This is a genomic window from Haloarcula sp. Atlit-120R (genome assembly GCF_003665885.1).
Classification (GTDB): Archaea; Halobacteriota; Halobacteria; order Halobacteriales; family Haloarculaceae; genus Haloarcula; species Haloarcula taiwanensis.
Map to the genome: position 1 here is coordinate 816358 of NZ_QPLN01000001.1, position 21532 is coordinate 837889.

A 21532-nucleotide genomic window follows, 5' to 3' on the forward strand; every position below is an offset into this window, starting at 1 on the left:
CAGAATCATTGTTCTATCCGGTACAATTATAATAGATCTGTTTGAACAAAGTCCCATGTCATCCGGTGATTCTCTGGACAGACGGAGCTTCCTTACCGCGGCCGGCAGTGCCGCGGCGGCCGCAACGCTCGCAGGTTGTTCCGGCGACGGCGGCGATGGTGGCGGAACCGAAGGTGGAGACGGTGGCGACGGCACTGGAAGCGATGGTGGCGACGGCGGCGACGGGGGCAGCGACCAGACGCTCGTGTACGCCCGCGGCGACCACCCGGAGAACTACGACCCACAGCAGACGACTAGCGGTGAAGTCGCGAAAGTCACAAACCAGATATTCGATACGCTCATCCAGTTTGCGGCCGGAAGCGGCGGCCAGCTAGAAGATGGGCTCGCAACCGACTACTCTCTCGAGGGAACCACCGCGACGCTGACGCTCCGAGAGGGTGTGATGTTCCACAACGGCGAGGAGTTCACCGCGTCGGACTTCAAGGCGACCTGGCAGCGGTTCACCCAGAGCGACTACCAGTACTACCTCGGCGACGAGACGCGGTCGGGGTACGGCCCGTTCACGCTGGGCGACTGGATCGAGAGCGTCGACGCGAGCCAGGACTACGAACTGACGATCGAACTCACGCAACGGTACGCCCCGTTCCTGCGGAACCTGGCGATGTTCGCCGCGGCCGTCCTCTCGAAGGCCCAGATCGAAGCGATGGGCGACAGTCAGGCTGACCTCGGAGCCGAACCTGCGGGGACCGGCCCCTTCCAGTTCGACACGCTCGATAATCCGAACGAGCGCATCCGACTGACAGCCAACGGCGATTATTGGGGCGACGGTCCGAACGTCGGGACGGTCATTTTCAAGACAATCACCGAAAACAGCACGCGGGTACAGGACGTCATCAACGGGGCCTCACACATCACGGACAACCTCGACTCCTCCGGGTTCCAGCGCGCAGAGGAGAGCGGGACGGCGACGCTGTTGCGGAAGAACGGCATCAACCACGGCTACATGGCGATGAACATGGCCCGGTTCGAGCCGTTCCGGGACCGGCAGGTCCGCCAGGCCATCGCCCACGCCGTCAACACCGAGGCCATCGTCAACCAGATCTATCAGGGCTTTGCAACGCAGGCCTCCCAGCCACTCCCACCCGACGTGCTCGGGCACAACGACGACCTCGACCCGTATTCGACGGACAAAGACCAGGCCCGGTCACTGCTTGAAGAGGCGGGCTACGGTGACGGCTTCGAGTTCGAACTCGCGACGTTCTCGAATCCCCGGGGATACAACCCCAGCCCGGTCCAGACCGCAAACCAGGTGAAATCCGACCTGGAGGACATCGGCCTGACGGTCAACATCAACCAGTTCTCCAACTTCGGACCGTACCTGGACTACACCTCCGCCGGGAAACACGACGCCTGCTTCCTCGGCTGGTACACCGACAACGCCGACCCGGACAACTTCATGTACGTCCTGCTTGACCCGAAAGTCGAGATGGACGCCGTCCCCGACGGCCAGGACTGGGTCAGCTTCGACACCGAGGGGTACTCGACGCTCAACGTCTCGGGGTGGGCCAACACCGACTACATGGAGCTCGTCCGCGAGGCCCAGCGGACCTACGCCGAAGGCGACCGCGAGACGATGTACGAGGAGGCCGCACAGATCGCCTACGACGAGTCACCATGGGTGTTCATCGACTACGCAGAGACGCTCCGGGCGGTCAACGAGGCTGTCGTCGAAGATTCTTACACGGTCAGCTCCGTCGGTGGCCCGTATCTTAACACGGTCGAGCTGCAGTAGCGCTTCAAGAGAACTTTCGAATGAACTGGACACAGTTTCTTTTCAGGCTGATCGAGCCGGTGGTACCGCCACGGTTCGTCATCAAGCGGTTGCTGTTGCTCATCCCTGTGCTGTTCGGCGTGGCGTCGGTCGTCTTCGCGATTCTCCACCTGGCCCCGGGCGACCCGGCTATCGTCATCGCCGGCCAGCGAGCGTCGGCCGAACAGCTAGAACAGATACGTGTTGAGCTGGGACTTCGACGGCCGCTCTGGGAGCAGTACCTGAGCTTCCTGTGGGACGCGGCGCGGTTCGACTTCGGCCAGTCCTACAGCATCAGTCGCGGGAACAGCGTTCGTTCGGTCATCGCAGACCGGCTCCCAATCACGCTCGAGCTCGCGATATACGGCCAGGCGGCAGGCATCCTGCTCGGTCTGCCACTGGGCATTATCTCGGCAGTCAAGCAGGATTCGCTGACGGACCACGTCACCCGAATCGGTGCGCTGACCGGCATCTCCGTGCCGATATTCTGGTCCGGACCGCTGCTCATCCTACTGTTCTCGACCTATCTCGACGTGTTTCCGACCAGCGGCCGTATCAAATCGACGCTATTCCTCCCCGATACCTGGACGCTGCTGGGCCGTGAACTGCCCCTGACTGGGATGATAACCGTCGACACGATTCTGCTCGGGAACACCGAAGCGTTCCTCTCGGCGATCCATCACCTGTTCCTGCCGGCAGTGGTCATCGGCGTCTACTCGACGGCGCTCATCTCCCGGATGATGCGCTCCTCGATGCTCGAAGTCATCCGGCAGGATTACATCCGGACCGCGCGGGCGAAAGGGCAGGGTGCGAAGATCACGCTGATGAAACACGGCTTCCGGAACGCGTTGATTCCGGTCGTCACCGTCATCGGTATCCAGTTCGGCACGCTGCTGGGCGGGGCAGTCCTGACCGAAACCGTGTTCGGTATCAACGGGATGGGGCTGACCATCGTCACCGCCATCGGCGTCTCTGACTACCCGGTGGTTCAGGGCACAGTGCTCACCTTTGCCCTGCTGTTCACGCTCGTGAACCTCCTCGTCGACGTCACCTACAGTTACCTCGACCCACGGATTCAACAATGAGTACGGACACCGAGACACGGGGCACGCTGGGACGCCTGCGAGCGTCTCCGTTCCTCGCCGACCTGCTGACGAACCGCCTCGCCGTCGTCGGGCTGACGATTATCCTCAGCATGGCGGCCGTCGCCATCTACGCCCGCGTGACATACGACTTCGGCGCGCTCACGAGCTCGCAGTTGGGCACCGAGATTGCCGACCGCGCGCCGCCCGGCTGGCTCGGTCCAGCGCCCGCGAACCAGCAGCTGTTCGGCACGGACGCGGCGGCTCGTGACATCTACAAGCGGAGCCTGTACGGTGCGTGGCTGGCCCTGAAGTTCGGGACGATCACAGTCGGGACTTCGACAACCGTGGGCGTCGGTCTGGGGATTATCGCGGCGTACTACGGCGACGTGACCGATAACGTCATCATGCGGACGATGGACGTGCTGTTGGCGTTCCCGCCGCTGTTGCTCGCGCTTGCGCTGGTCGCCATCTTCCCGCGGGACCTCGGTCTCTGGCGGGCCGTGGTGGCGCTCGTGCTGGTGTACACGCCGCGGTTCGCCCGGGTCGTCCGTGGGGCCGCGCTCAAAGTGCTCGAAGACGAGTACGTCGACGCCACGGTCGCGCTTGGCGCGACCGATCCGCGGGTTCTCGTCCGGCACATCCTGCCGAACACGCTCGCGCCGATTACCGTCCAGTCCACGCTGAACTTCGGACTCGCCATCATTGACCTCGCGGCGCTGTCGTTCCTCGGGTTCGGTGCGCAGGCAGGGACGCCGTCGTGGGGCCTGATGCTATCCCGTGGTGTCGAGAACGGCCTCCTGACAGGGGAGTGGTGGCTCTCCTTCTTCCCGGGGCTGTTCCTCGCTATCACCGTGCTAGGGTTCAACTTGCTCGGTGACGGAATGCGCGACGCACTCGATCCACGGATGCGCGAAGCGGTCGACTGATGGCCCAGCGCGGTGACCCACCGCGGCTCCGGCAGTACGTCGCGGCCCGGGCGCGACTGGTTGGGAGTGGGCTGGGCGTCGGCTTCCTGCTTGGCAGCCTCGGCATGGCGGGCTGGACGCTGTACACCGGTGATGCACGGTCGAGTGAAGCGACGGTGTTCGCTCTCGGCGCACTGGTGTTCGGCTTTGGCCTGCTGGGCTGGTCAGGGTCGATACTCGCCGGCCGCGGCATCGAAGCTATGCAGGAACACATGGACACACGGAGCAACTGGACCGAGCGCGATTCGCGGCGGGCGATGGCACGACTCTGTGGCGGTGGCGGCGGGATAATGGTCGGGACGTCGGTCGTCGCGGCGTTATTCTAGTCGTTCGCTGTCCGCGCCCCGGACGTTCTCGCCCTGATGATCGTAGAACACATCTTCCTGGGCTGTTGTGTCGGCAGCGTCCAGCGCGTCGCCGCGCTCGTAGACAACTGTACCCCGGACCATCGTCCATTCAGGGAACACCGCATCGTAGCCCTCAAACGGCGTCCAGCCACATTTCGAGTGGAGCGTCTCACCGCTGATATCGCTCGTTTCGGTCGTGTCAACGAGCACGAGGTCGGCGTCCTTTCCGGCTTCGATGGCCCCCTTCTGTTGGATGTCGAACACGTCGGCAGGATTGCGTGCGGTGAGGTCGCGAACGCGCTCGTAGGTGAGCCCGCTGTCCGGGTCACGGGCTTCGGCCAGTAGGAGCGGGAGGACCGTCTCGACGCCAGGGACGCCCGACGGCGCGTCCCAGATGCTGGCGTCTTTCTCCTCGCGAGTGTGTGGGGCGTGGTCCGTCGCAATCATATCGACGGTGCCGTCGACGACGCGCTCGTAGAGTTTCTGTCGGCGCTTCTCGCGGCGCAGGGGCGGATTCATCCGCCCGAAGGTCCCCAGCTCAGAGAGGTCACGCCGGGAAAGCAGCAAATGGTGTGGCGTTACCTCGGTCGTCATCCCGGCTTCGCTGGCGATGTCGACGCCCTCCGGCGTGGACGTGTGGGCGATGTGTATCGTCGCGTCGTGCTCTTTCGCGACTGCACAGGCCCGCTCGACGGCTTTCTCTTCGGCCTTTGCAGTCCGGAACGCGCTCCATGCGTCGGCGTCATCGCGGGCCTTGGCATCGTCGTTGAAGTAGTCGGCGTCCTCGGCGTGGACCGTGACCGGTACGTCGTTGTCGGTGGCAGCGTTCAGCGCATCGGCAAAGAGGTCGGCCTCGATACCCATGTCGCCGGTCGAATCCGCGAGAAACACCTCGCCGAGTGCGAACAGGCGACGGCGCAGGAGGACGTTCGGAATCCAGTCGGCCGTAACGCCGCCGTTGATACCCCAGTCGACGATAGAGTCAGCAGCGAACTCGGCTTTCTGGTCAAACGACTCGCCGTCGATAGTCGGCGGGTCGGTGTTTGGCTGGTCGACAACGGTTGTGACGCCGCCGGCTGCCGCGGCCCGCGACCCGCTCTCCCACGTCTCCTTGTGCGGGTAGCCGGGCTGGCGGAAGTGGACGTGGGCGTCGATCATTCCCGGAAACAGCCGCTTGCCGGTCGCTTCGATGACGTGCTCGTCGGACGCGGCGAGATCGCGGCCGACTTCGACGATTGACTCGCCACGCACCCGAACGTCGCGTTGGCGGCCGTCCGGCAGCGTCGCGTTACGAATGAGCATACGCCCTGTCGGCCGGGCGCACCCCTAAGTCTCTCGGATAGCGCTCACCGACACCTCGCGGCCGTCAGCCAGCGACTGCTCCAGCGCCGCGATGACTCGGTCAGGGTCGTCGGTGCCTCCAGCATCAGCGACACTCCCGACGCTCTGTGTGTCGAACCGGACATCGAGTGCCTCGTAGACTGGGGCCAGCACCCCTGCGATGGCCTCGTGGTCCCGAACGACGACGATGCCGCCGACAACGGCGACAGACTGGCGGACGCGCTGGGCGAGTCCAGTTATTTTGCCGTCAGCCTGAAGCGAGTGGCTCCCCGGACAGAACGCGGCGTCTGGTTCCCCGGTCCGAGCGGTGATACCGCAGTCATCGAGGGCACGTTTTACAGCGGCTTTGGTCCACTCGTAGCGGTCGTCGATCGTCCCTCGCGGGTCCTCGGTCGGGACGGCGAGAGAGAACGAAACGGTCGATCCGGTGTATGCGACGGCGCGGCCCCCCACAGCGCGCTCGATGACGGTGTACCCCTGGTCGCGGGCAGCCCGGCACGCTCGGTCGTAGCCGTCGCTGTTCGCGTCACGGCGGCCGAACGCGACCTGTCTGTGCGGTCGCCAGGCTCGCAGGGCTGGTTCGCGGTCTTCGGCGACCGTCTCGGCCATCTCACGGGTCCGCTCGAAGTCGGTTTCGGGGTCGGCAGTGCGACCCCGCAGCAGACGCATAGGCAGACTGTACGGACCCTTGGGATTAAAACGGTCCGCCAGTTCAGCAGACGAATCTCTCTCGACGGCAGAGAGCGAACAGGCGACACGTGGCCGTCGCGGCGGGACGTGTCGCACACCCGCTGCCCCCGCCGCGGTGGTCGTCAGCGCACACGAACCAGTGGTCACGTCATCCGTCTTGAACGCTTGGACGACAGAGCCATACCGGTACACGCCTAATCGCCGCCGATGGTCGTCACGATATCGCGAGACGTGCTCTTCCAGTACTACCGGTTCTCCCTGTACAACTCGCCGTTCGACGCCCACGACGAGGGGTGTGCCATCGACCTCTACCCCGACGGCGAGCGCGCGCCGTCGCCGGTCGCCGGCGAGGTCGTCGATACGAAGACGGTTCAGGCCCCACCGAAGGCCTACGCCGCCGAGCACGACCACCTCATCGTGATTGATACTGGCGATACTGTAGCGCGGTTACTGCACGTCGACCCGGCCGTCGAACCCGGTGAGACGGTTACCGTCGGCGACGACCTCGGAGAACTGGTCCGGGCGGGCTTTTTCGCCCCGTGGGTCCCGAACCACATCCATCTCGGCTTCCGTGACCCCGGCACGAACCCCTACCGGGCGTCGGGGTCGCTGCCGGTCGACGTGGCAGTGGACGTGACGCCGCTGTCGTGGGACGGGACCGGGACCGTCGTCGCCGGCGGCGAAACGTGGGTCCGACTCGACGAGCCGGTCCATCCAGCACCCGGTGACTCCTTCGCTGGCATCGCTAACGATATCGACGGCGACAATTCAGGCGTCCTCGACGGCGGCTTGCCACACTACTCGGGCGGGGGATTGCTGTCCAGTGACGGGACAACGGCCGCCGCTATCGCCGGAGCGGGTGTCGGGACAGCCGACGGCCGCACGGTCGCGTGGGACGACCTGACCGTACTGGCAAACGGCGACCCAATAACAGGTATCGCGCTGTTCTGTGGCCGCGAGCGTTTCGGCGCGAAGCTCGTCGGCGAGGAGGTCGACCTCGCCGTCGGCGACGAGGTGCGGGTGAGTATCGAACGGGACACGACTGGCGACGACGCCGCGTAGCTACGACTCCCCGTAGCGCTCGGCGTGGGCCTGCCTCGCCTGTTCGTAAGCCGGGTCCTCGCGGACCGCATCGAGGTGCTCCTTGTACGCCAGCGCTATCTCGCGTTTCTCCGGGTCGTACCACTCCTGCGGTTCGCGTTGCTCGCCGTCCACGTATTTCTGCCCGCCCGGATATTTTGCGTAACGCATCGCCCGCGTCCACCCCATCTGGAGGTACTTGCGAGCCATGTCCATCCCGACGAACTCTCCATTGTCGCGGTACTCACGGTAGCGGTCGTGGATAGATTCGGCGGCCGTCGTCGCCCCGTCGAGGTCGGCGACTGTCCAGTCGGGAAGCAGTTCGCTCTTGTACGGTTCGATTTTGAATGCGCCCTGCTCATCGGCCGTGTGTCGGTAGTGCTCTGGGTGGTTGCGGAAATTCAGGTCGTACTCGGGACCGTCATCGACCTCGCCGACGTCGCCGTGGACCGGGTCCTCGCCCATCGGTCAGGCGAACGTGAGGTCGTCACGGTCAGTCAGTTCACCGAACAGCCACTCGGCGTGGTCCAGTGCGTACTCGCGGTGCTCCTCCTCGATGTAGCCGACGGCGTCCTCGACGAGGACCGGGCGGTAGTCGCGCAGGCCGGCACTGGAAGCGGTGTGGAGCACACAGACGTTCGCGAGCGTGCCACAGATAGCCAGGTCCTTGACCCCGTGGGCGTCGAGCCAGCCTTCGAGTTCCGTCTGGTAGAAGGCGTCGTAGGTGTGCTTGACGACGACCAGATCCTCGTCCTGCGGGTCGAGGTCCTCGACGAGTTCAGTCTCCCAAGAACCTTCGACGACGTGTTCGCCCCACCGGTCGAACTCGTCGTAGTAGTGGGTGTCTTCGAACTGGTCGGGCGGATGCACGTCGCGGGTGAACACAATCTTCGCGCCAGCGTCACGGGCACGGTCGACGAGTTCGGTGCAGGACTCGATGGCCGCTTCGCTGTCCGGTGCGTAGAGGCTTCCATCGGGGTGGCAGAAGCCGTTCTGCATATCGACGACGACCAGGGCGGTCTGTGCTGGGTCGAGTTCCATACGGGAGCTTTGGCGGGGCGAGACTACGAAAGTTACTCCGACGGTAGTTCAGACGCGCAAACAGACGCACAAATTCGTTCTGCCGGACGAATGTGTCCACAGTGAGCGTGTGACTTTTCACTGTGGTAACCTACCGTGGAAGTAGATGCGCCGCCCTTTCGCCCTCGTCGTTCTCTGTGCCGTTGTGCTGTTACTTGCGGGGTGTCAGGCACCCACCGCGTCGCCAGAGGCGGAGTCGAGCACCGTCGATCTGACGCCGATCGAACCCGCGACCGACTACGGGAACAACGGCTCCGCTCCGGCAGCGCCTGCGACGGACCGGCTGGGCTACGAGAACGGCTACTGGTACAACGAATCGCTGTCGGTAACGACCGAGGACGGACTGAACAAGACGGAGCGGGACGCCGTCGTCGCCCGGACGATGGCCCGCGTCGAGCGGCTTCGCGGGCTAGAGTTCAAAGAGACAGTCCCGGTCTCCGTCGTCTCACGGGCTGAGTACCGCAACAACACGGGCGGCGGCGAGGTCGGCGATTCGCTGCGCCGGTTCGACAACGCGAAGTTCGAGGCGCTGTTTTTCATCGGCGAGGACCGCGATTCCATCGCCGTCCAGAACAGCAATCGCGGGGAGAGCGTGCTGGGCTACTACAGCAGCCAGCGCGGTGAAATCGTCATCGTCAGCGACTCCGAAACGCCGACGATTAGCCGGGGCACGCTGGCCCACGAACTCGTCCATGCGCTGCAGGACCAGCACTTTGGCCTCGGAAGTGACGCGCGGACGCGGGATCAGGTGCAGGGTCGGAACGGCGTGGTCGAAGGCGACGCCGTCGCCGTCACCCAGACCTACACCGACCGCTGTGGCGAGGCATGGCGCTGTATCGACAGGCCTGCCCAGAGCGGCGGTGGCGGCGGTGCTCGCCACTTCGGCATCAACTTCATGCAGTATTTCCCCTACAGCGACGGGCCCGGACTGGTCGGCGACCTTCGAGAACGCGGCGGTTGGAGCGCCGTCAACGACGCCTACGACGACTATCCCGACGGGGCCGCCGAAGTGACCTACCCCGGGCGCTACCCCGAGTGGGAACCCGAGTCAGTCTCGCTTGCGGACCAGTCCAGCGGCGACTGGGAGCGGGTCAGACCCTCGACTGACCGCAACCGTCCCGACTACGCCGTCGTCGGCCCGTCAGCTATCGCGGGGTCGATGGCGTACACCATCGCCGATGACTACAACGAGTCGAGCGTCGTCCGGACGCGAGATGTCATCAACTACGAGGACGGGTCGCTGGACAGTGACAACCCGTACAACTACGACCTGCCCGCCACCGACGGCTGGCAGGGCGGTCGGATGCACGTCTACGAGAGCGGCGACGAGACGGCGTACGTCTGGAAGACAACCTGGGCCAGCGAGGCCGACGCTCGCGAGTTCGCCGATGCCTGGACGGCGGTCATCGCTCACTGGGGCGGCACTCGAACCGCAGAGGGGCACTGGATAATAGCGGAAGACAGCCCCTACACCGACGCTGTTTCGGTCAGGGTCGACGGGCAGACCGTCACCGTCGCGAACGCACCGACAGCCGACGAACTGAGCGAGGTCCACGATGCGTAAGGAACTGCTCATTGCGCTGGCGGTCGTCCTGGCGGGCTGTACGGTCCCCTCCCTCGGCGGCAGCGACCACCCCGAGACGCCGACCGGCGGGGACGCCATCGGCTACGAGAACGGCTACTGGTACGACGACCCGGTGTCGGTGACGACCGGCGACGGGCTAAACGAGAGCGAGCGGGAGGCCGTCGTCGCCCGGACAATGGCCCGCGTCGAGCAGGTCCGCGACTTGGAGTTCAAAGACTCGGTCCCGGTTTCGGTTATCTCCCGAGCCGAGTACCAGAATCGCTCTGGAGGCAACGGCAGCGGCGGCAGCAGCCGTCCACAGGACCCCTGGAACGACCAAGTGTGGGAGGCGCTCTTGCTCATCGGCGAGGACTCGGGCAGCAGCGAGGAAATCGACAACACGCTGTCGACGACGGTCCAAGGCTACTACTCGCCGAGTCGGGACGAGATTGTCATCGTCAGCCCGACAGAGACGCCACAGATCGACCGGCGGACGCTCTCACACGAACTGGTCCACGCCCTGCAGGACCAGCACTTCGGGCTGAACGGCTCCGCAAAGACGCAGGACACGCAGCTGTCACGACAGGGTGTCACAGAGGGCGAGGCTAACTACGTCCGCATCCTCTACGAGCGCCGCTGTGGCGACGGCTGGGGCTGCATCGCGCTCCCCGACCGGACGAACAGCGGGGGCGGCAGCGACGACGGCGACGGCGGGAGCCAGGAGCCGAGCTACAACGAGGGGCTGTTCACCGTCCTTTACCAGCCCTACGTCACCGGGCCGCGGTTCGTCGATCAGATGCGTTCGGACGGCGGTTGGGGCGCTGTCGACGAGCTGCACGACGATTTCCCGGATAGCACCGAGCAGGTACTCCACCCGGACAAGTACCCCGACGAAAAGCCCGTGAACGTCAGTGTCACCGACCGTTCGTCCGACGAGTGGAGTCGCTTCGACCACGACCCGGTCGGCGACACGGTTGGAGAGACCTCGATTTACGCGATGATGTACCACAACGGGCAGGTGGAGGCCGACCGCTACAGCTATGAGAGCGATATCTCGGCCGGCTGGGGCGGTGACCTCGTCGTGCCCTACCGCAACGGCTCGGGCGGCTACGGCTACGTCTGGGAGACTCGCTGGGATACCGAGGAAGACGCGAGGGAGTTCGAACAGGCCTACCGGGCGGCGTTGACAGAGGAGCACGACGCCAGCCAGCCCCGCAGTAACGTCTACGTCGTCCCAGAAGACGACCAGTTCAACGACGCCTTCCGCGTGGTCCGGTCGGGCAAGACCGTCCGCATCGTCAACGGACCGACAGTGGGCGACCTCGACGATATCCACCAGCAAGCAGGGTCCTGAAGGGAAGTCGCCGACCGGACCGCTTTTTTCGCCACACTGAAAACACCGTGCCATGAGCGAGGAGTTCGACATCGTCTCACCAGAGGCGATTCGCCAGGGGCGGGCGACCGACGCCTACTTCGACCGGACGATGGAGGCGCTAGAGCACGCGGGCAAGAACCCGGACGTGGTCGCCGAGGTGACGGCGAACCAGTTCGCGACGGGGACCTGGAAACTGCTGGCCGGGCTGAAAGACGCCGCGCGGTTGCTCGACGGGCGCGCCGTCGACGCCGACGCGCTCCCCGAAGGACAGCTGTTCGACGGCGGTCCAGTGATGCGAATCGAGGGGTCCTACCGGGAGTTCTGTCGGCTGGAGACCGCGCTCCTCGGTTTTCTCTCACATCCAACAGGCATCGCGACGCGGGCGTTAGAAGCGCGCCACGCCGCGCCGGAGTCGACGGTGCTATCCTTTGGCTCGCGCCACGTCCACCCCTCGATAGGGGCGATGGTCGAGCGGGCGGCGCTACTGGGTGGCCTCGACGGCATCTCGAACGTCGCCGCCGGCGAGGTCATCGGCCGCGAAGCCGGCGGGACGATGCCCCACGCGCTGATGATCTGCTTCGGCCGAGGCAACCAGGAGGCGGCGTGGCGAGCGTTCGACGAGGCAGTCCCCGAGGAGACGCCCCGCATCGCGCTGACCGACACCTACAGCGACGAGGCCGACGAGGCGCTGCGGGCGGCCGAGGCCATCGACGACCTCGCGGGCGTCCGCCTGGACACCACCGGGTCCCGCCGCGGCGACTTCCGGCACATCGTCCGCGAGGTCCGGTGGACGCTGGACGCCTACGGCCACGAGGACGTGGACTTGTTCCTCTCCGGGGGGCTGACGCCGACGACGCTCCGGGAACTCCGGGAGGTGGCCGACGGCTTCGGCGTCGGGAGCTACGTCGCCAACGCCGACCCGCTGGACTTCGCGCTGGACATCGTCGAGGTGGACGGCGAGCCGGCGGCAAAGCGGGGCAAGCTCACCGGCAAGAAGTCGGTGTACCGGACCGAATCGGGCGGCCACCACGTCGGGCTGGCCGACCGCGAGGGACCGGCCGAGGCCGAGTCGCTCATGAGGCCACTGGTTCGGGACGGCGAAGTCGTCCGGGAGTTCGATCTTGATTCTGCCATCGAGCGCGCGGCGTCGGACGCCGAGCGGGTCGGCTACGAGGGCGTCGGGGACGAGTAACGGGCGTTAAGTCGCCGGCCCGCCTACGCGGCGTATGGTCGACCGCATCATGAAGGTCAACGCGTACACGACCTTCGACTTGCTCGACGGTGAGGTAGAGGGCCACGGCTTCGAGGAAGAGGCCCTGGCCGTCCTGAACGTGACCGCGCCGCGGAAGAACCCGGACCACGTCGAACTCCAACTGGAGATGGACAACACCGACCTCGACGCGGTGAAGCCCCACGCTGACTCGGTGACGCTGTCGGCGGCCCAGGCCCGCGAACTGGCCACCGAACTGGAGGAGTACGCCGAAAAAGTCGAGGACGCACAGTCGGAGTAGTCCGTCACGGCAATAGTCATGCATCGCGGTTCGATAATTCTATGGTGTGAAGACACATACCACGAAATATGTCAACCGAGACGCCCGGTAATCCAGCCGCACGGGAGCTCGGCTACTGCCCGTGCTGTGGCTACCAGACGCTCCCGGAGGGCCGGCCCGGGTCCTACGAGATGTGTCCGGTGTGTCACTGGCTCGACGACCCCATCCAGTTCGGGGACGCGGAGTTCGTCAGCGATACGAACCACGTCTCGTTGACCGAGGCGCGGGAGAACTTCCGCGAACACGGGGCGTGTTCGCCCGACGAAGCCGGGGACTGCGAGACGCCGACGGACCTCGACCGCGACCCGAACTGGCCCTACGACGAGTGACGCGGTTCAGGCCGCGAGCGCGATGTCAAGGTACAGCATGACGATGACGCCGGCCATCAGCCCGAGCGTGGCGACCCGCTCGTAGCCGCGCTGGTGCGTCTCGGGGATTATCTCGTCGGAAATCACGAACAACATTGCGCCCGCCGCAAAGCCCATCGCGTAGGGGAGCAGTGGCTCGACGGTCACGACGGCGACAGCGCCGAGCACTGCGAGCGGGATTTCCACGACGCCGGAGCGAATGCCTGAGAAGACGGCATAGAGCCGCCGGTCCAGGCCCGCGTTTATCGCTGCGACGGAGACGGCCAGCCCCTCGGGGATGTTCTGGATGCCGATGGCAAGCATCAACGAGAGCGCGCTCCCCAACTGGAGCGGGTCGCCGGCGGCCGCGCCGAAGCCGACGCCGACGGCCAGCCCCTCCGGGACGTTGTGCAGCGTGATGGCGAGGATGAACAGGACGACGCCGGTCAGTTTGGCCTCGTCGACCGGGAGGTCCTGGCCGGGGTTAGCCGCGTCCGACCGGCGGCTTCCCGTCAGCAGGTAGTGGGCGTGCGGGACGAGCCCGTCCGCGCGATCCAGAAACAGCGCTCCGAGCGCGACGCCGACGAGCGTCGGAATCGGATTGCCGCCCGAGTACTGCTCGATGCCGGGGATGATGAGGCTCGTGAACGCAGCGGCCAGCATCACGCCGGCGGCGAACCCAAGCGCCGTGTCCAGCGCCCGCTCAGAGGGGTCACGCCAGACCAGCACGAGCGACGCGCCGAAGAGGTTCATCGTCGCGATGATGACCCCGCCGACGAGGCCGTTTATGAGCGGGTCGGTGCCGACGAGGTCGACAAACAGGTCGACAAACCCGGATTGCATTGTCCAGTAGTGCACGTCGCCCCCTCTTGTGTGTACCGACCGTTAGAGCGGGAGCGCTGACCCAATTCGAAAACGTCTCGATGCCTCAGCCACGCTGCTAGAACGGTTCCGGCGAGCCGACGAGCCGCCGCATCTCCATCGCGCTGGCGAAGTCGTCCCGGGAGACAACGCGGGTTCCCTCGGGGCCGTCGACGAATGCGGCAGTGGCTCTGGCGGTGTCGAGTTCGACGAGCGCATCGAAGGCTGCCGTCTCTGAGGCAAAGCGCGGCAGGTCAGTGTCCATCAGGTCGGCGACGGTGTCGGCTTCGCGTTCAGTCTTCGAGAGTGCCCTGAAGTCGCCAACTGTGACGACGCCGATTACGTCGCCGCCGCGCGTGACGGCGAACTCGGTCCGCCGACCAGCGAACATCCGGTCGACGAGATCCTCGACAGTTGCGTCGGCCTCAATAGTCGCGTCGAGTGGGCTAGCCACGTCATCGACGGTCAGCCCCTCAAGCAGCGCTGCCAGGGCGACGGTACGGGATTCGCTCGATGCGGCGCCGTAGACGAACAGCGCGAGCAGCAGCAACAGCGGGCTGAACGAGAGGACGCCGACGACGGCGAACAGCACGGCGAACCCGGTCCCGACCCGAGCGGCGATTCGGGTCGCCGTCGCGTACGGCCGCTTTCGTGCGAGCAGTGCCCGGAGCACGCGGCCGCCGTCCATCGGGAAGGCCGGCAGCATGTTGAACACGGCGAGGAAGATGTTCGTGACGGCTAGCCAGCCGATAACGAACAGCGTCACCTCCGCACTCGCCGGCAAGGCAAACAGTGCGGCGTAGCAGGCAAGCCCGGTCAGAATACTCACGGCCGGGCCGGCCAGCGCGATGACGAGTTCCCGATTCCACTCTTTGGGCATGGCTTCGAGGTTGGCGAGACCGCCAAGAATCCAGAGCGTGATGGACTCGACCCGGAGGTCGTAGCGCATCGCTGCCCATGCGTGGCCCAGTTCGTGGAGGGCGACGCTGGCGAACAGGCCCACGGCCGCGGCGGTGCCGATGAGCCACGGTGTCTGGCCCGCGGTCAGCACCGTAAGGTCGAGTGGCACGCCCGACAGGGCACTCACGATACCGGCATACACAGATATCTGTGCTCCGCTGCCGATAATCCAGGCCAGCACCGGCAGGAAAATCAGCAGTGAGATGTTGACCCGTATCGGAATGCCCCAGACCGTCGTGATGTGGAAGTTTCGCACGGGCGAGCAGACGGGCAGCGCTCGGGTATATCTTCTGCCGAGTGGCGACGCCCACGAGTAGCTGACTTATTCAGGGTGTAACGCGTATCGACAGTCAATGACAGTTCGACACGACGGGCTGACCGTCGACTGGCTGGGGTACGCGACGCTCCGGTTCGCCGGCGACGACACGGTGGTGTATGTCGACCCGGGCCGCTACGGCGTCCTCACCGGCGAGTGGGAACCCCACACGGACGGGATCGGTCATCCACCGAGCAGCGACTACCGTGCGGAAGACGGCGACGTTGTCTGTGTGACCCACGTCCACCACTACGACCCTGATGGTATCGAGCGCGTCGCGAGCGAGGACGCGACCGTTGTTGCCTACGAGGGTATCGATGAGCGCGTCGGTGACCGGGACCTCCCGCCGCTGTCCTCGCTGCCCTACGACGTTGTCGAAGTCGGAATGAAATCACAGACGACAGTCGGGGATGTGCCGATATGGTCAACGCCAGCGTACAACGAACCGGACGGCCCACACACGCGGCCAGATGGCAGCCCGTACCACCCGGAGGGCTTTGGCTGTGGGTTCATGATCGCTGTCGAGGAGACCAGAGCCTTCTATCCGGGGGATTCGGACGTGCTGCCCGGACACCGAACGCTCGACGTCTCGCTACTGTGTCCGCCCATCGGCCCGCGGGCGACGATGGACCGCCACGAGGCCGCTGCCCTTGCCGCAACCATCGACCCGGACCTCGTGATGCCAGTCCACTACAACACCTTCTCGAACCTCGAAGCCGATTCCCGTGAGTTCGCCGCCGACGTGGCCGAAGCTGGTGTGCCGGTCGTGCTAGACGAGCACTGAGCAAGCGACTTTCGGTCTCGGATGTCACCGGCGCTCGGTCCACTCGCTCCGTTCCCGGTGGGCGTCTGCGATTGCCTCAATATCGTTCGTCTCCAGAACGCCGCGTTCGGTGACGACCGTCACTGCCGACGCCGGCGTCACGTCGAAAGTCGGATTCAATACGGCGATGTCTGTGTCGCCGTCGTACACCTCCTGTGGCTCTCGCTCCTCGCTGTCCCACGTAGCGCGTGGTGCGATCTTGTCCGCCGCACACACCGCGTAGCAGTCCGCCTCCGCGGCGGCCGCCGACAGCGCCGCCGAGCGGGTTCCGGCCTTGTTGACCACGCGGCCGTCCGGAAGGACGCGGTCGGCCCCGACAACGAGCGTGTCGGCGCTCCACGCATCCAATTCGTGGCCGAAGGCCGCGTCGGTGGTCAGTGTCACGGCAGTGCTACCAGCGAGTGTCTCTGCGACGCCGACGCCTTCACTCCCGGGCCGTGACTCGGCGACGAGCACGGCCTCAGGCGCAGTGGCGTCGACCACTGCGCGGACTGTCCCAGACCGAGACAGCGTGGCAAGGCGGTCGCCGACGTGTTCGGCGGCGACGGCGGCGGCCACGCGGTCGGCGGTAACCGCGTGGTTCAGCGACTCCGTAACGGCCCGCTCGACGGCCGCCGGCGACTGGTCGGCGACAGCAGCCATCGCTCGGTTGACCCGGTTGGCGACGACGACCATTGAGGGACGGGCCTCGCGGATTTCGGCGGCGAGGGCGGCGAGCGCGCTCCAGTCGTCGCCGCCCCGCTCGGCCGTCTCCAGGTCGTCACTCCGTCCGGCGTCGGCCAGGGCAGCTTCGTCGCGTAGCACCTCCAGCGCCCGGATCGACAGCCACGCCGAACCGTGGGTTCGGTCCTCGCGAACGGTCGCCGCTCGCGGCCGAACGCGGTCCCAGGCGGTCCACAGTCGCGGGACCGTCTCACGGGTCAGGATTTCAGGCGGGTGGACCCACGCGGTCTCGGTCGTCTCCTCGTTTGTCGTGACTGTGCGGGCCTCGCAGTCGAACAGAAACGGGTGAACCTGCCAGCGAACCCCATGATCGTCGTCTGCGACCTGCAATGAGTCGCCGCGCCGGACGAGCGTCACCGCGTCGGCCAACCCGGTCTCCTCGTCGATTTCAGCCCGCGCAGCCGTCTCCGGGTCCCGGTCCCGCCCGGCGTCGTCGGCAACGTGTCCCGCCACACCACCCCACTGGCCCCGATACGAGCCGACCGCACCGCTCCGGCGCAACAGCAGCACCTCGCCTTCGCTACGCAGGAAGCACGTCACGACGGGGCGTGTCGCCATGCGAGGAAGAACGGCCGGTCGAGACAAGAAAGTCCGGGGCTGTAACGCCAGTCACAACAGGGTGCTGTGAAAGCTATAGCGCGTCGAGCAAGCGGTCGATGTCGTCGGCCGTATTGAACGCGTGGACGGACGCCCGGAGCGCCTCAGGATGAGGGAGTGACCTGATGATAATGCCCTCAGCCGCGAGTCGCTCGACGGTCGCCTCGGGGTCATCGGCGGTGAACGTCACGAGTCCCGACTCGTAGTCACGGGGACTCAGCAGTCGGTCACCAAGCCCGTCCTTGAGCCGGTCCGTCAGCCGTTCGACGCGGGGCTGGATCGTGTCGAACCCGACGGCCTCGACCGTTTCGATAGCATGTGCGAGCGCGACGTAGGGAGCTGGAGAGGTGGTGCCGACCTCGAATCGGCGCGCGCCCTCGTAGTAGTTATAACCGTCAGCGCCGGGGTCTTCGACGCTTCGATAGCCAATGCGGGTCTGATGGAGTCGGTCATACGCGTCCGGGTTGACGTAGAGGAACCCGCCGCCCCAGACGCCCAGCAGCCACTTGTGCCCCGCCGCGGCCACGAAGTCCGCACCCCATTCCGTCACGTCGACGGGATGTTGCCCGACAGACTGGACGGCGTCGACGAGTACCTGTGCGCCCGCGTCGTGGGCCGCGTCGACGACGGCCGAAACCGGGAGTCTGGTCCCGTGAGTCCAAGAGAGTGAACTCAGCGCCACCAGTCTGGCGTCGGCCACGGCGTCGGTCACGTCTGCCATGTCGAGTCGTCCGCCGTCTGTTTCCAGCACCCGGACCTCGATACCGTGGGTGTCGGCCAGTCGATCCCACGGAAGCGTGCCGGCAGGGTGTTCAAGGTCGGTCCGGACTACCACGTCGCCGGGTTGCCAGTCTATGGCCCCTGCGACCGTGTTGACTCCGTCGGCGGTACTGCGAGTGAACGCGACGTTGGCGGCGTCGGTCCCGATATGATCGGCGACGACTTCGCGGGCCGCCGCGATAGCGTCCCACGCAACCGTATAGGGCCCCTCAGCCGCGGGCGCGTCGAAAGCGTGACGTTCGAGAAACGACGTTGCGGCGTTGACCACGGGGCGGGGCGTCGGCCCGCTTGCTCCTGTGTTGAAATACGTACACCGTTCGAGTGCCGGAATCGACGCTCGGAGGTCGCCTGGGTCCATGACCGTTCCAATGGCCCCCGATGTCTTCAGCCCTGTGTGCCCCAGTAAGCAGCTACGACGGCGGATTCCCGGGACGGCAGTACGGTTCTATTTCTACGGCAGCTCGGTGTCCTCGAATCGTTTGTTCCGTTGGATATCACAATTGCTATCGGTTGTTCTACTGTCGACGCGTCGTTGCGGGTACCTCGGCGTAGTCAGAGAGAGTCCAAAGTGTCGACTCAGTCCTGGTGGCACTCACAGCCGCCCTGGTCGAAAAACTCCGCGACGGCGTACTGGCTGCCACAGGACTGGCACAGCACCTGTGCGTCCAGAAATACCTCGAAGTCCTCGATGTCGATGCGGCCCGTATCGCGCAGTTTCTCGATACGCTGGTCGGTGACCGACAGCGTTCGGGTCAAGAGTCGCTGAATACTTTCAAGGTCCTTTTCGATCTTCTCGTCGTCGGACAGCCCCTGATACTCCGCGCCGCGCCATTCCTTCAGATATGACCGGATGGCCTGATAGGTGATGAAATCGGTTTCGAGACGGTCGACATCGACGCCATTGCGCTCGAGTCGATTGACGGTGTCAGTCCGAACACCCGTACTGATGTCGTCACCAGTGAGGTTCTCGTAGGTCGATTCTACGTCACTTTCAAGCGCGCTCAGGCCCGCATCGACCAGTTCACGTTCGAGGAGACGCTTGTTGAAAAACTCCGCCAGATCACGGAGACTCATCCGCTCTTCACCGTCACCCGTCCAGCGAGCCTCCATCTCCGCACCGAGTCCATCAAGTTCATACTCGTCGATAAGTCGAGCGACCTTGCTCGACGGCCGGCCGTCTGTCGTATTCGCCATCTGTTGGTCCCACGTACGGTAACCGGAACTAAAAGACTACGGGGTTAGATCGAGGTGATGCGGTTGAAGTCGTCGTCCAGCGCTTGCGCGTCCTCCGGTAGGAGGGCCACGACGAGATGCTCAGCGTAGTCAGCGAAGTACTCGACGAGTTCGGCGATCCGCGCCGAGTCGATGGCTTCCAGCGAGTCAAGCAGCATGAACGGAACGCTCTCGTGGAGGTCATGGACCAGATAGCCCGCGAGGGCGAAGATGAGGCCGGTCACCTCGCGTTCGCTCTCGCTGAGGTGCTCGATGGTGTCCTCGTAAGCCGCACCGTTCTCGGTGGTTCGGACGATGTGGAGCTCGAACACCGTTCGGTCGACCTTCTGTCGCCCCTCGCGGACGGTCTGCTCGATGCGTTCGATCCAGATTCGTTCGAGGTTCTCGTACTCCAGAATACCGAGAATGGCGTCCATGTGCTCGTTGAACTGGTCGACGGCGTTGGCTTCGATCTGGTCGATTTTCGTCCGCTTGTCGGTGAGTTCCTCGACGAGGGCGTCGCGCTCTTCACGGAGGTCGTCGGCCCGATTGACCAGCTCCTCGATCTCCTCAATCTCAGCGGACACGTCATCGAGGTCGGACTCCAGACTATCGATCTCGAACTCGAGCTGGTTCGCCTCCCGGTGTAGCGCGAGGATCTCGTCGAAGTCCTCGGATTCGAGGTTGTCGACCTCGTCTTCCAGCGACTCGACATCCTCGGTCAGTTCCTCGCGCCGGTCTTTCAGCGAGGAGACCTGCTCTTCGCGGCGTTCGATCTCCGTTTCGGTCTCCTGTATCTTCCGTTCGACGTTCTCGCGGCGGCGCTGCTTCTTTTCGGCTTCGCGCTGGTCGGTCTTGAGGTCGTCGAGTTCCGACTTGATGTCGTTGAGGTCCTCGACTTTCTGCCGGCGGAGATCCTGCAAACGGTCGACCGTGTCTTCGATCTGCTCGCGGTCGACCGTCGAGCCACACGTCCAGCAGACGACAGATTCCTCGTCCTCGCTTTCGAGAAGTTGCTCTGTCACCGCGCCTCCGGAGCCTTCGGGCGCGTCTTCGAGCGACTGGATGACGTCGTAGTCTTCCTCTTCGAGCCGTTCCTCGTTGTACTGGATCAGGCTCTGGAGGTCGGATATCTCGCTGTTCAGCCGCTGACGCTGGTCACGCAGGCTTGCGATTTCGTCTTCGAGGTGCTGCTGGTCGCCCATCGGCGTCTCTGGCAGTTCCTCCAGTTCGTCTTCGAGGTCAGCCCGTTCGCGTTTCAGCGAGGAGATGCTCTCCTCCTGTGCCTCGATGTCCCGGCGGACAGATTCGAGGTCCGACCGCGTCGAGCGGAGCTCGTCGAGCTTCTCTTCGAGGACATCCTGTTCCTGACGGCTCTCCTCAATATCCCGGCTGCTGTTGTCTATCTCCTCCTCGCGCTCGGCCAGTTTCTCGCGTTTCTCTTCGATCTGCTCGCGGAGTTCGGTCCGGCGCTGTTCGAGGTCCGGAAGGTCGCGCTGGCGGGATTCAACCGTGGCGAGTTCGTCGTTGATTTCGCCTTTCTCCGCTTCCAGCTGTTCGACTTCCGAGCGGATCGCGTCGATGTCGACCGGCCGCATGATGATTTCGCGGAGATCGTCGCCGCGAGCCACCGACCGACGTGCCTCGTTGGTTTCGAGGAGGAACGCGAACAGGTCGGCGACCGATGGATCGTCAAGGTAACTCTCACCGTCAAACTGGACAGCGTCCCCCGCTCGCGTGAGCGTCCGTTCGTACACTTCATCGCCGTACGTGAGGGCAACGCTCCCCTCGTCGGCGTCGCCTTTCAGTGTGGCCTGCGTACTTCCCATCGCCGCCATAATAGACTGTAGAAACGATGTCCGGTTTGTGGCATTCTTCCCCGTCAGGACAGTCACGCCCGGTGGTATATCGACTGCTGTCTCATCGATCCCACCGATATTGGTGACATCAAAATGGGCGACACTAGATCCCTGTTTTGATTCTGGCATTGCTCTGCCGTAGTTGGAGCGGCTATAAAAATAATTTC

21 protein-coding genes are annotated in these 21532 nt (G+C 64.9%); 11 read left to right on the plus strand and 10 right to left on the minus strand.

All coding sequences use genetic code 11. The features are described from left to right. Window positions 1-55 precede the first annotated feature (55 nt). Genes DVK01_RS04220 through DVK01_RS04235 form a run of 4 tightly spaced genes read left to right on the plus strand, consistent with a single transcriptional unit; the run spans window position 56 to window position 4186 of the window. Complete coding sequence (locus tag DVK01_RS04220; RefSeq protein ID WP_101351044.1) at window positions 56-1792, plus strand: ABC transporter substrate-binding protein; 1737 nt, start codon at window positions 56-58, stop codon at window positions 1790-1792. 20 nt (window positions 1793-1812) lie between these two features. After that, a complete protein-coding gene (locus DVK01_RS04225; protein ID WP_101351045.1) occupies window positions 1813-2895 on the plus strand; it encodes an ABC transporter permease in 1083 nt (360 codons plus the stop codon). Beyond that, on the plus strand, window positions 2892-3821 hold the full coding sequence (locus tag DVK01_RS04230; protein ID WP_101351046.1) for an ABC transporter permease: 930 nt from the start codon (window positions 2892-2894) through the stop codon (window positions 3819-3821). Before DVK01_RS04225 ends, DVK01_RS04230 begins: the two co-directional genes overlap by 4 nt. Then, window positions 3821-4186, plus strand: coding sequence for a hypothetical protein (locus DVK01_RS04235; protein ID WP_121511369.1), 366 nt, complete (start codon window positions 3821-3823; stop codon window positions 4184-4186). The genes DVK01_RS04230 and DVK01_RS04235 overlap by 1 nt, the downstream gene beginning before the upstream one ends. Here the strand turns inward: DVK01_RS04235 and DVK01_RS04240 are convergent. Together DVK01_RS04240 and DVK01_RS04245 are read right to left on the minus strand one after the other, a co-directional pair. Continuing rightward, window positions 4178-5509 (minus strand): dihydroorotase, encoded by a 1332-nt coding sequence (locus DVK01_RS04240; protein WP_101351048.1) that lies wholly within the window; start codon window positions 5507-5509, stop codon window positions 4178-4180. The two genes, DVK01_RS04235 and DVK01_RS04240, sit on opposite strands and share 9 nt — an antisense overlap. Before the next feature lie 24 nt (window positions 5510-5533). After that, window positions 5534-6217, minus strand: coding sequence for a lipoate--protein ligase family protein (locus DVK01_RS04245; RefSeq protein ID WP_121511367.1), 684 nt, complete (start codon window positions 6215-6217; stop codon window positions 5534-5536). A gap of 228 nt (window positions 6218-6445) precedes the next feature. Here DVK01_RS04245 and DVK01_RS04250 point away from each other — a divergent pair, with 228 nt between their 5' ends. Next, window positions 6446-7300 carry a hypothetical protein gene (locus DVK01_RS04250; RefSeq protein WP_101351050.1) on the plus strand — a complete coding sequence of 285 codons (855 nt, stop codon included), beginning with the start codon at window positions 6446-6448 and terminating at the stop codon, window positions 7298-7300. Here DVK01_RS04250 and DVK01_RS04255 read toward each other — a convergent pair whose 3' ends face one another. Together DVK01_RS04255 and DVK01_RS04260 are read right to left on the minus strand one after the other, a co-directional pair. Then, window positions 7301-7783: a DUF4385 family protein gene (locus tag DVK01_RS04255; protein ID WP_101351051.1), complete on the minus strand. Its 483-nt coding sequence runs from the start codon at window positions 7781-7783 to the stop codon at window positions 7301-7303. It abuts the gene before it with no gap. Between the two features lie 3 nt (window positions 7784-7786). Next, window positions 7787-8359: a cysteine hydrolase family protein gene (locus DVK01_RS04260; protein ID WP_121511366.1), complete on the minus strand. Its 573-nt coding sequence runs from the start codon at window positions 8357-8359 to the stop codon at window positions 7787-7789. A gap of 145 nt (window positions 8360-8504) precedes the next feature. Here DVK01_RS04260 and DVK01_RS04265 point away from each other — a divergent pair, with 145 nt between their 5' ends. The 5 genes from DVK01_RS04265 to DVK01_RS04285 all read left to right on the plus strand — a co-directional run bounded on the left by DVK01_RS04265 (window position 8505) and on the right by DVK01_RS04285 (window position 13216). Beyond that, complete coding sequence (locus tag DVK01_RS04265; RefSeq protein ID WP_121535544.1) at window positions 8505-9962, plus strand: Hvo_1808 family surface protein; 1458 nt, start codon at window positions 8505-8507, stop codon at window positions 9960-9962. Beyond that, window positions 9955-11316 (plus strand): Hvo_1808 family surface protein, encoded by a 1362-nt coding sequence (locus DVK01_RS04270; protein WP_121535547.1) that lies wholly within the window; start codon window positions 9955-9957, stop codon window positions 11314-11316. Before DVK01_RS04265 ends, DVK01_RS04270 begins: the two co-directional genes overlap by 8 nt. A gap of 52 nt (window positions 11317-11368) precedes the next feature. Next, window positions 11369-12529: a nicotinate phosphoribosyltransferase gene (locus DVK01_RS04275; protein WP_121535550.1), complete on the plus strand. Its 1161-nt coding sequence runs from the start codon at window positions 11369-11371 to the stop codon at window positions 12527-12529. A gap of 34 nt (window positions 12530-12563) precedes the next feature. After that, window positions 12564-12848: a DUF6360 family protein gene (locus tag DVK01_RS04280; RefSeq protein WP_058994208.1), complete on the plus strand. Its 285-nt coding sequence runs from the start codon at window positions 12564-12566 to the stop codon at window positions 12846-12848. 68 nt (window positions 12849-12916) lie between these two features. Then, window positions 12917-13216 (plus strand): CPCC family cysteine-rich protein, encoded by a 300-nt coding sequence (locus tag DVK01_RS04285; RefSeq protein WP_101351056.1) that lies wholly within the window; start codon window positions 12917-12919, stop codon window positions 13214-13216. 6 nt (window positions 13217-13222) lie between these two features. On the opposite strand, the gene DVK01_RS04290 is transcribed toward DVK01_RS04285, so the two are convergent. After that, a complete protein-coding gene (locus tag DVK01_RS04290) occupies window positions 13223-14077 on the minus strand; it encodes a ZIP family metal transporter (RefSeq protein WP_121535553.1) in 855 nt (284 codons plus the stop codon). Window positions 14078-14174: 97 nt separating this feature from the next. Beyond that, window positions 14175-15311: a site-2 protease family protein gene (locus DVK01_RS04295; RefSeq protein WP_121535556.1), complete on the minus strand. Its 1137-nt coding sequence runs from the start codon at window positions 15309-15311 to the stop codon at window positions 14175-14177. A 97-nt stretch (window positions 15312-15408) separates the two neighbouring features. Here DVK01_RS04295 and DVK01_RS04300 point away from each other — a divergent pair, with 97 nt between their 5' ends. Further along, window positions 15409-16155, plus strand: coding sequence for an MBL fold metallo-hydrolase (locus tag DVK01_RS04300; protein ID WP_101351059.1), 747 nt, complete (start codon window positions 15409-15411; stop codon window positions 16153-16155). Between the two features lie 24 nt (window positions 16156-16179). Here the strand turns inward: DVK01_RS04300 and DVK01_RS04305 are convergent, their stop codons facing one another. The 4 genes from DVK01_RS04305 to DVK01_RS04320 form a co-directional block, all read right to left on the minus strand. Beyond that, window positions 16180-17475, minus strand: coding sequence for an NUDIX domain-containing protein (locus DVK01_RS04305; RefSeq protein ID WP_101351060.1), 1296 nt, complete (start codon window positions 17473-17475; stop codon window positions 16180-16182). 73 nt (window positions 17476-17548) lie between these two features. Then, on the minus strand, window positions 17549-18652 hold the full coding sequence (locus DVK01_RS04310; RefSeq protein WP_121535559.1) for an aminotransferase class V-fold PLP-dependent enzyme: 1104 nt from the start codon (window positions 18650-18652) through the stop codon (window positions 17549-17551). Between the two features lie 218 nt (window positions 18653-18870). Then, the gene (rdfA, locus tag DVK01_RS04315) at window positions 18871-19488 is read right to left on the minus strand and encodes a rod-determining factor RdfA (protein WP_101351062.1); all 618 of its coding nucleotides are present in this window, start codon (window positions 19486-19488) and stop codon (window positions 18871-18873) included. Window positions 19489-19532: 44 nt separating this feature from the next. After that, on the minus strand, window positions 19533-21494 hold the full coding sequence (locus DVK01_RS04320) for an archaea-specific SMC-related protein (RefSeq protein WP_121535562.1): 1962 nt from the start codon (window positions 21492-21494) through the stop codon (window positions 19533-19535). Between the last annotated feature and the right edge of the window lie 38 nt (window positions 21495-21532).

Bases quoted from the DNA above. Each gene is read 5' to 3' on its own strand.
- DVK01_RS04260 (WP_121511366.1), bottom strand. From the start codon at position 8,359: ATGGAACTCGACCCAGCACAGACCGCCCTGGTCGTCGTCGATATGCAG.
- DVK01_RS04305 (WP_101351060.1), bottom strand. From the start codon at position 17,475: ATGGCGACACGCCCCGTCGTGACGTGCTTCCTGCGTAGCGAAGGCGAG.
- DVK01_RS04310 (WP_121535559.1), bottom strand. From the start codon at position 18,652: ATGGACCCAGGCGACCTCCGAGCGTCGATTCCGGCACTCGAACGGTGT.
- DVK01_RS04250 (WP_101351050.1), top strand. From the start codon at position 6,446: ATGGTCGTCACGATATCGCGAGACGTGCTCTTCCAGTACTACCGGTTC.
- DVK01_RS04280 (WP_058994208.1), top strand. From the start codon at position 12,564: ATGGTCGACCGCATCATGAAGGTCAACGCGTACACGACCTTCGACTTG.
- DVK01_RS04300 (WP_101351059.1), top strand. From the start codon at position 15,409: ATGACAGTTCGACACGACGGGCTGACCGTCGACTGGCTGGGGTACGCG.
- DVK01_RS04255 (WP_101351051.1), bottom strand. From the start codon at position 7,783: ATGGGCGAGGACCCGGTCCACGGCGACGTCGGCGAGGTCGATGACGGT.
- DVK01_RS04220 (WP_101351044.1), top strand. From the start codon at position 56: ATGTCATCCGGTGATTCTCTGGACAGACGGAGCTTCCTTACCGCGGCC.
- DVK01_RS04265 (WP_121535544.1), top strand. From the start codon at position 8,505: ATGCGCCGCCCTTTCGCCCTCGTCGTTCTCTGTGCCGTTGTGCTGTTA.
- DVK01_RS04230 (WP_101351046.1), top strand. From the start codon at position 2,892: ATGAGTACGGACACCGAGACACGGGGCACGCTGGGACGCCTGCGAGCG.
- DVK01_RS04320 (WP_121535562.1), bottom strand. From the start codon at position 21,494: ATGCCAGAATCAAAACAGGGATCTAGTGTCGCCCATTTTGATGTCACC.
- DVK01_RS04290 (WP_121535553.1), bottom strand. From the start codon at position 14,077: ATGCAATCCGGGTTTGTCGACCTGTTTGTCGACCTCGTCGGCACCGAC.
- rdfA (WP_101351062.1), bottom strand. From the start codon at position 19,488: ATGGCGAATACGACAGACGGCCGGCCGTCGAGCAAGGTCGCTCGACTT.
- DVK01_RS04245 (WP_121511367.1), bottom strand. From the start codon at position 6,217: ATGCGTCTGCTGCGGGGTCGCACTGCCGACCCCGAAACCGACTTCGAG.
- DVK01_RS04270 (WP_121535547.1), top strand. From the start codon at position 9,955: ATGCGTAAGGAACTGCTCATTGCGCTGGCGGTCGTCCTGGCGGGCTGT.
- DVK01_RS04285 (WP_101351056.1), top strand. From the start codon at position 12,917: ATGTCAACCGAGACGCCCGGTAATCCAGCCGCACGGGAGCTCGGCTAC.
- DVK01_RS04235 (WP_121511369.1), top strand. From the start codon at position 3,821: ATGGCCCAGCGCGGTGACCCACCGCGGCTCCGGCAGTACGTCGCGGCC.
- DVK01_RS04225 (WP_101351045.1), top strand. From the start codon at position 1,813: ATGAACTGGACACAGTTTCTTTTCAGGCTGATCGAGCCGGTGGTACCG.
- DVK01_RS04275 (WP_121535550.1), top strand. From the start codon at position 11,369: ATGAGCGAGGAGTTCGACATCGTCTCACCAGAGGCGATTCGCCAGGGG.
- DVK01_RS04240 (WP_101351048.1), bottom strand. From the start codon at position 5,509: ATGCTCATTCGTAACGCGACGCTGCCGGACGGCCGCCAACGCGACGTT.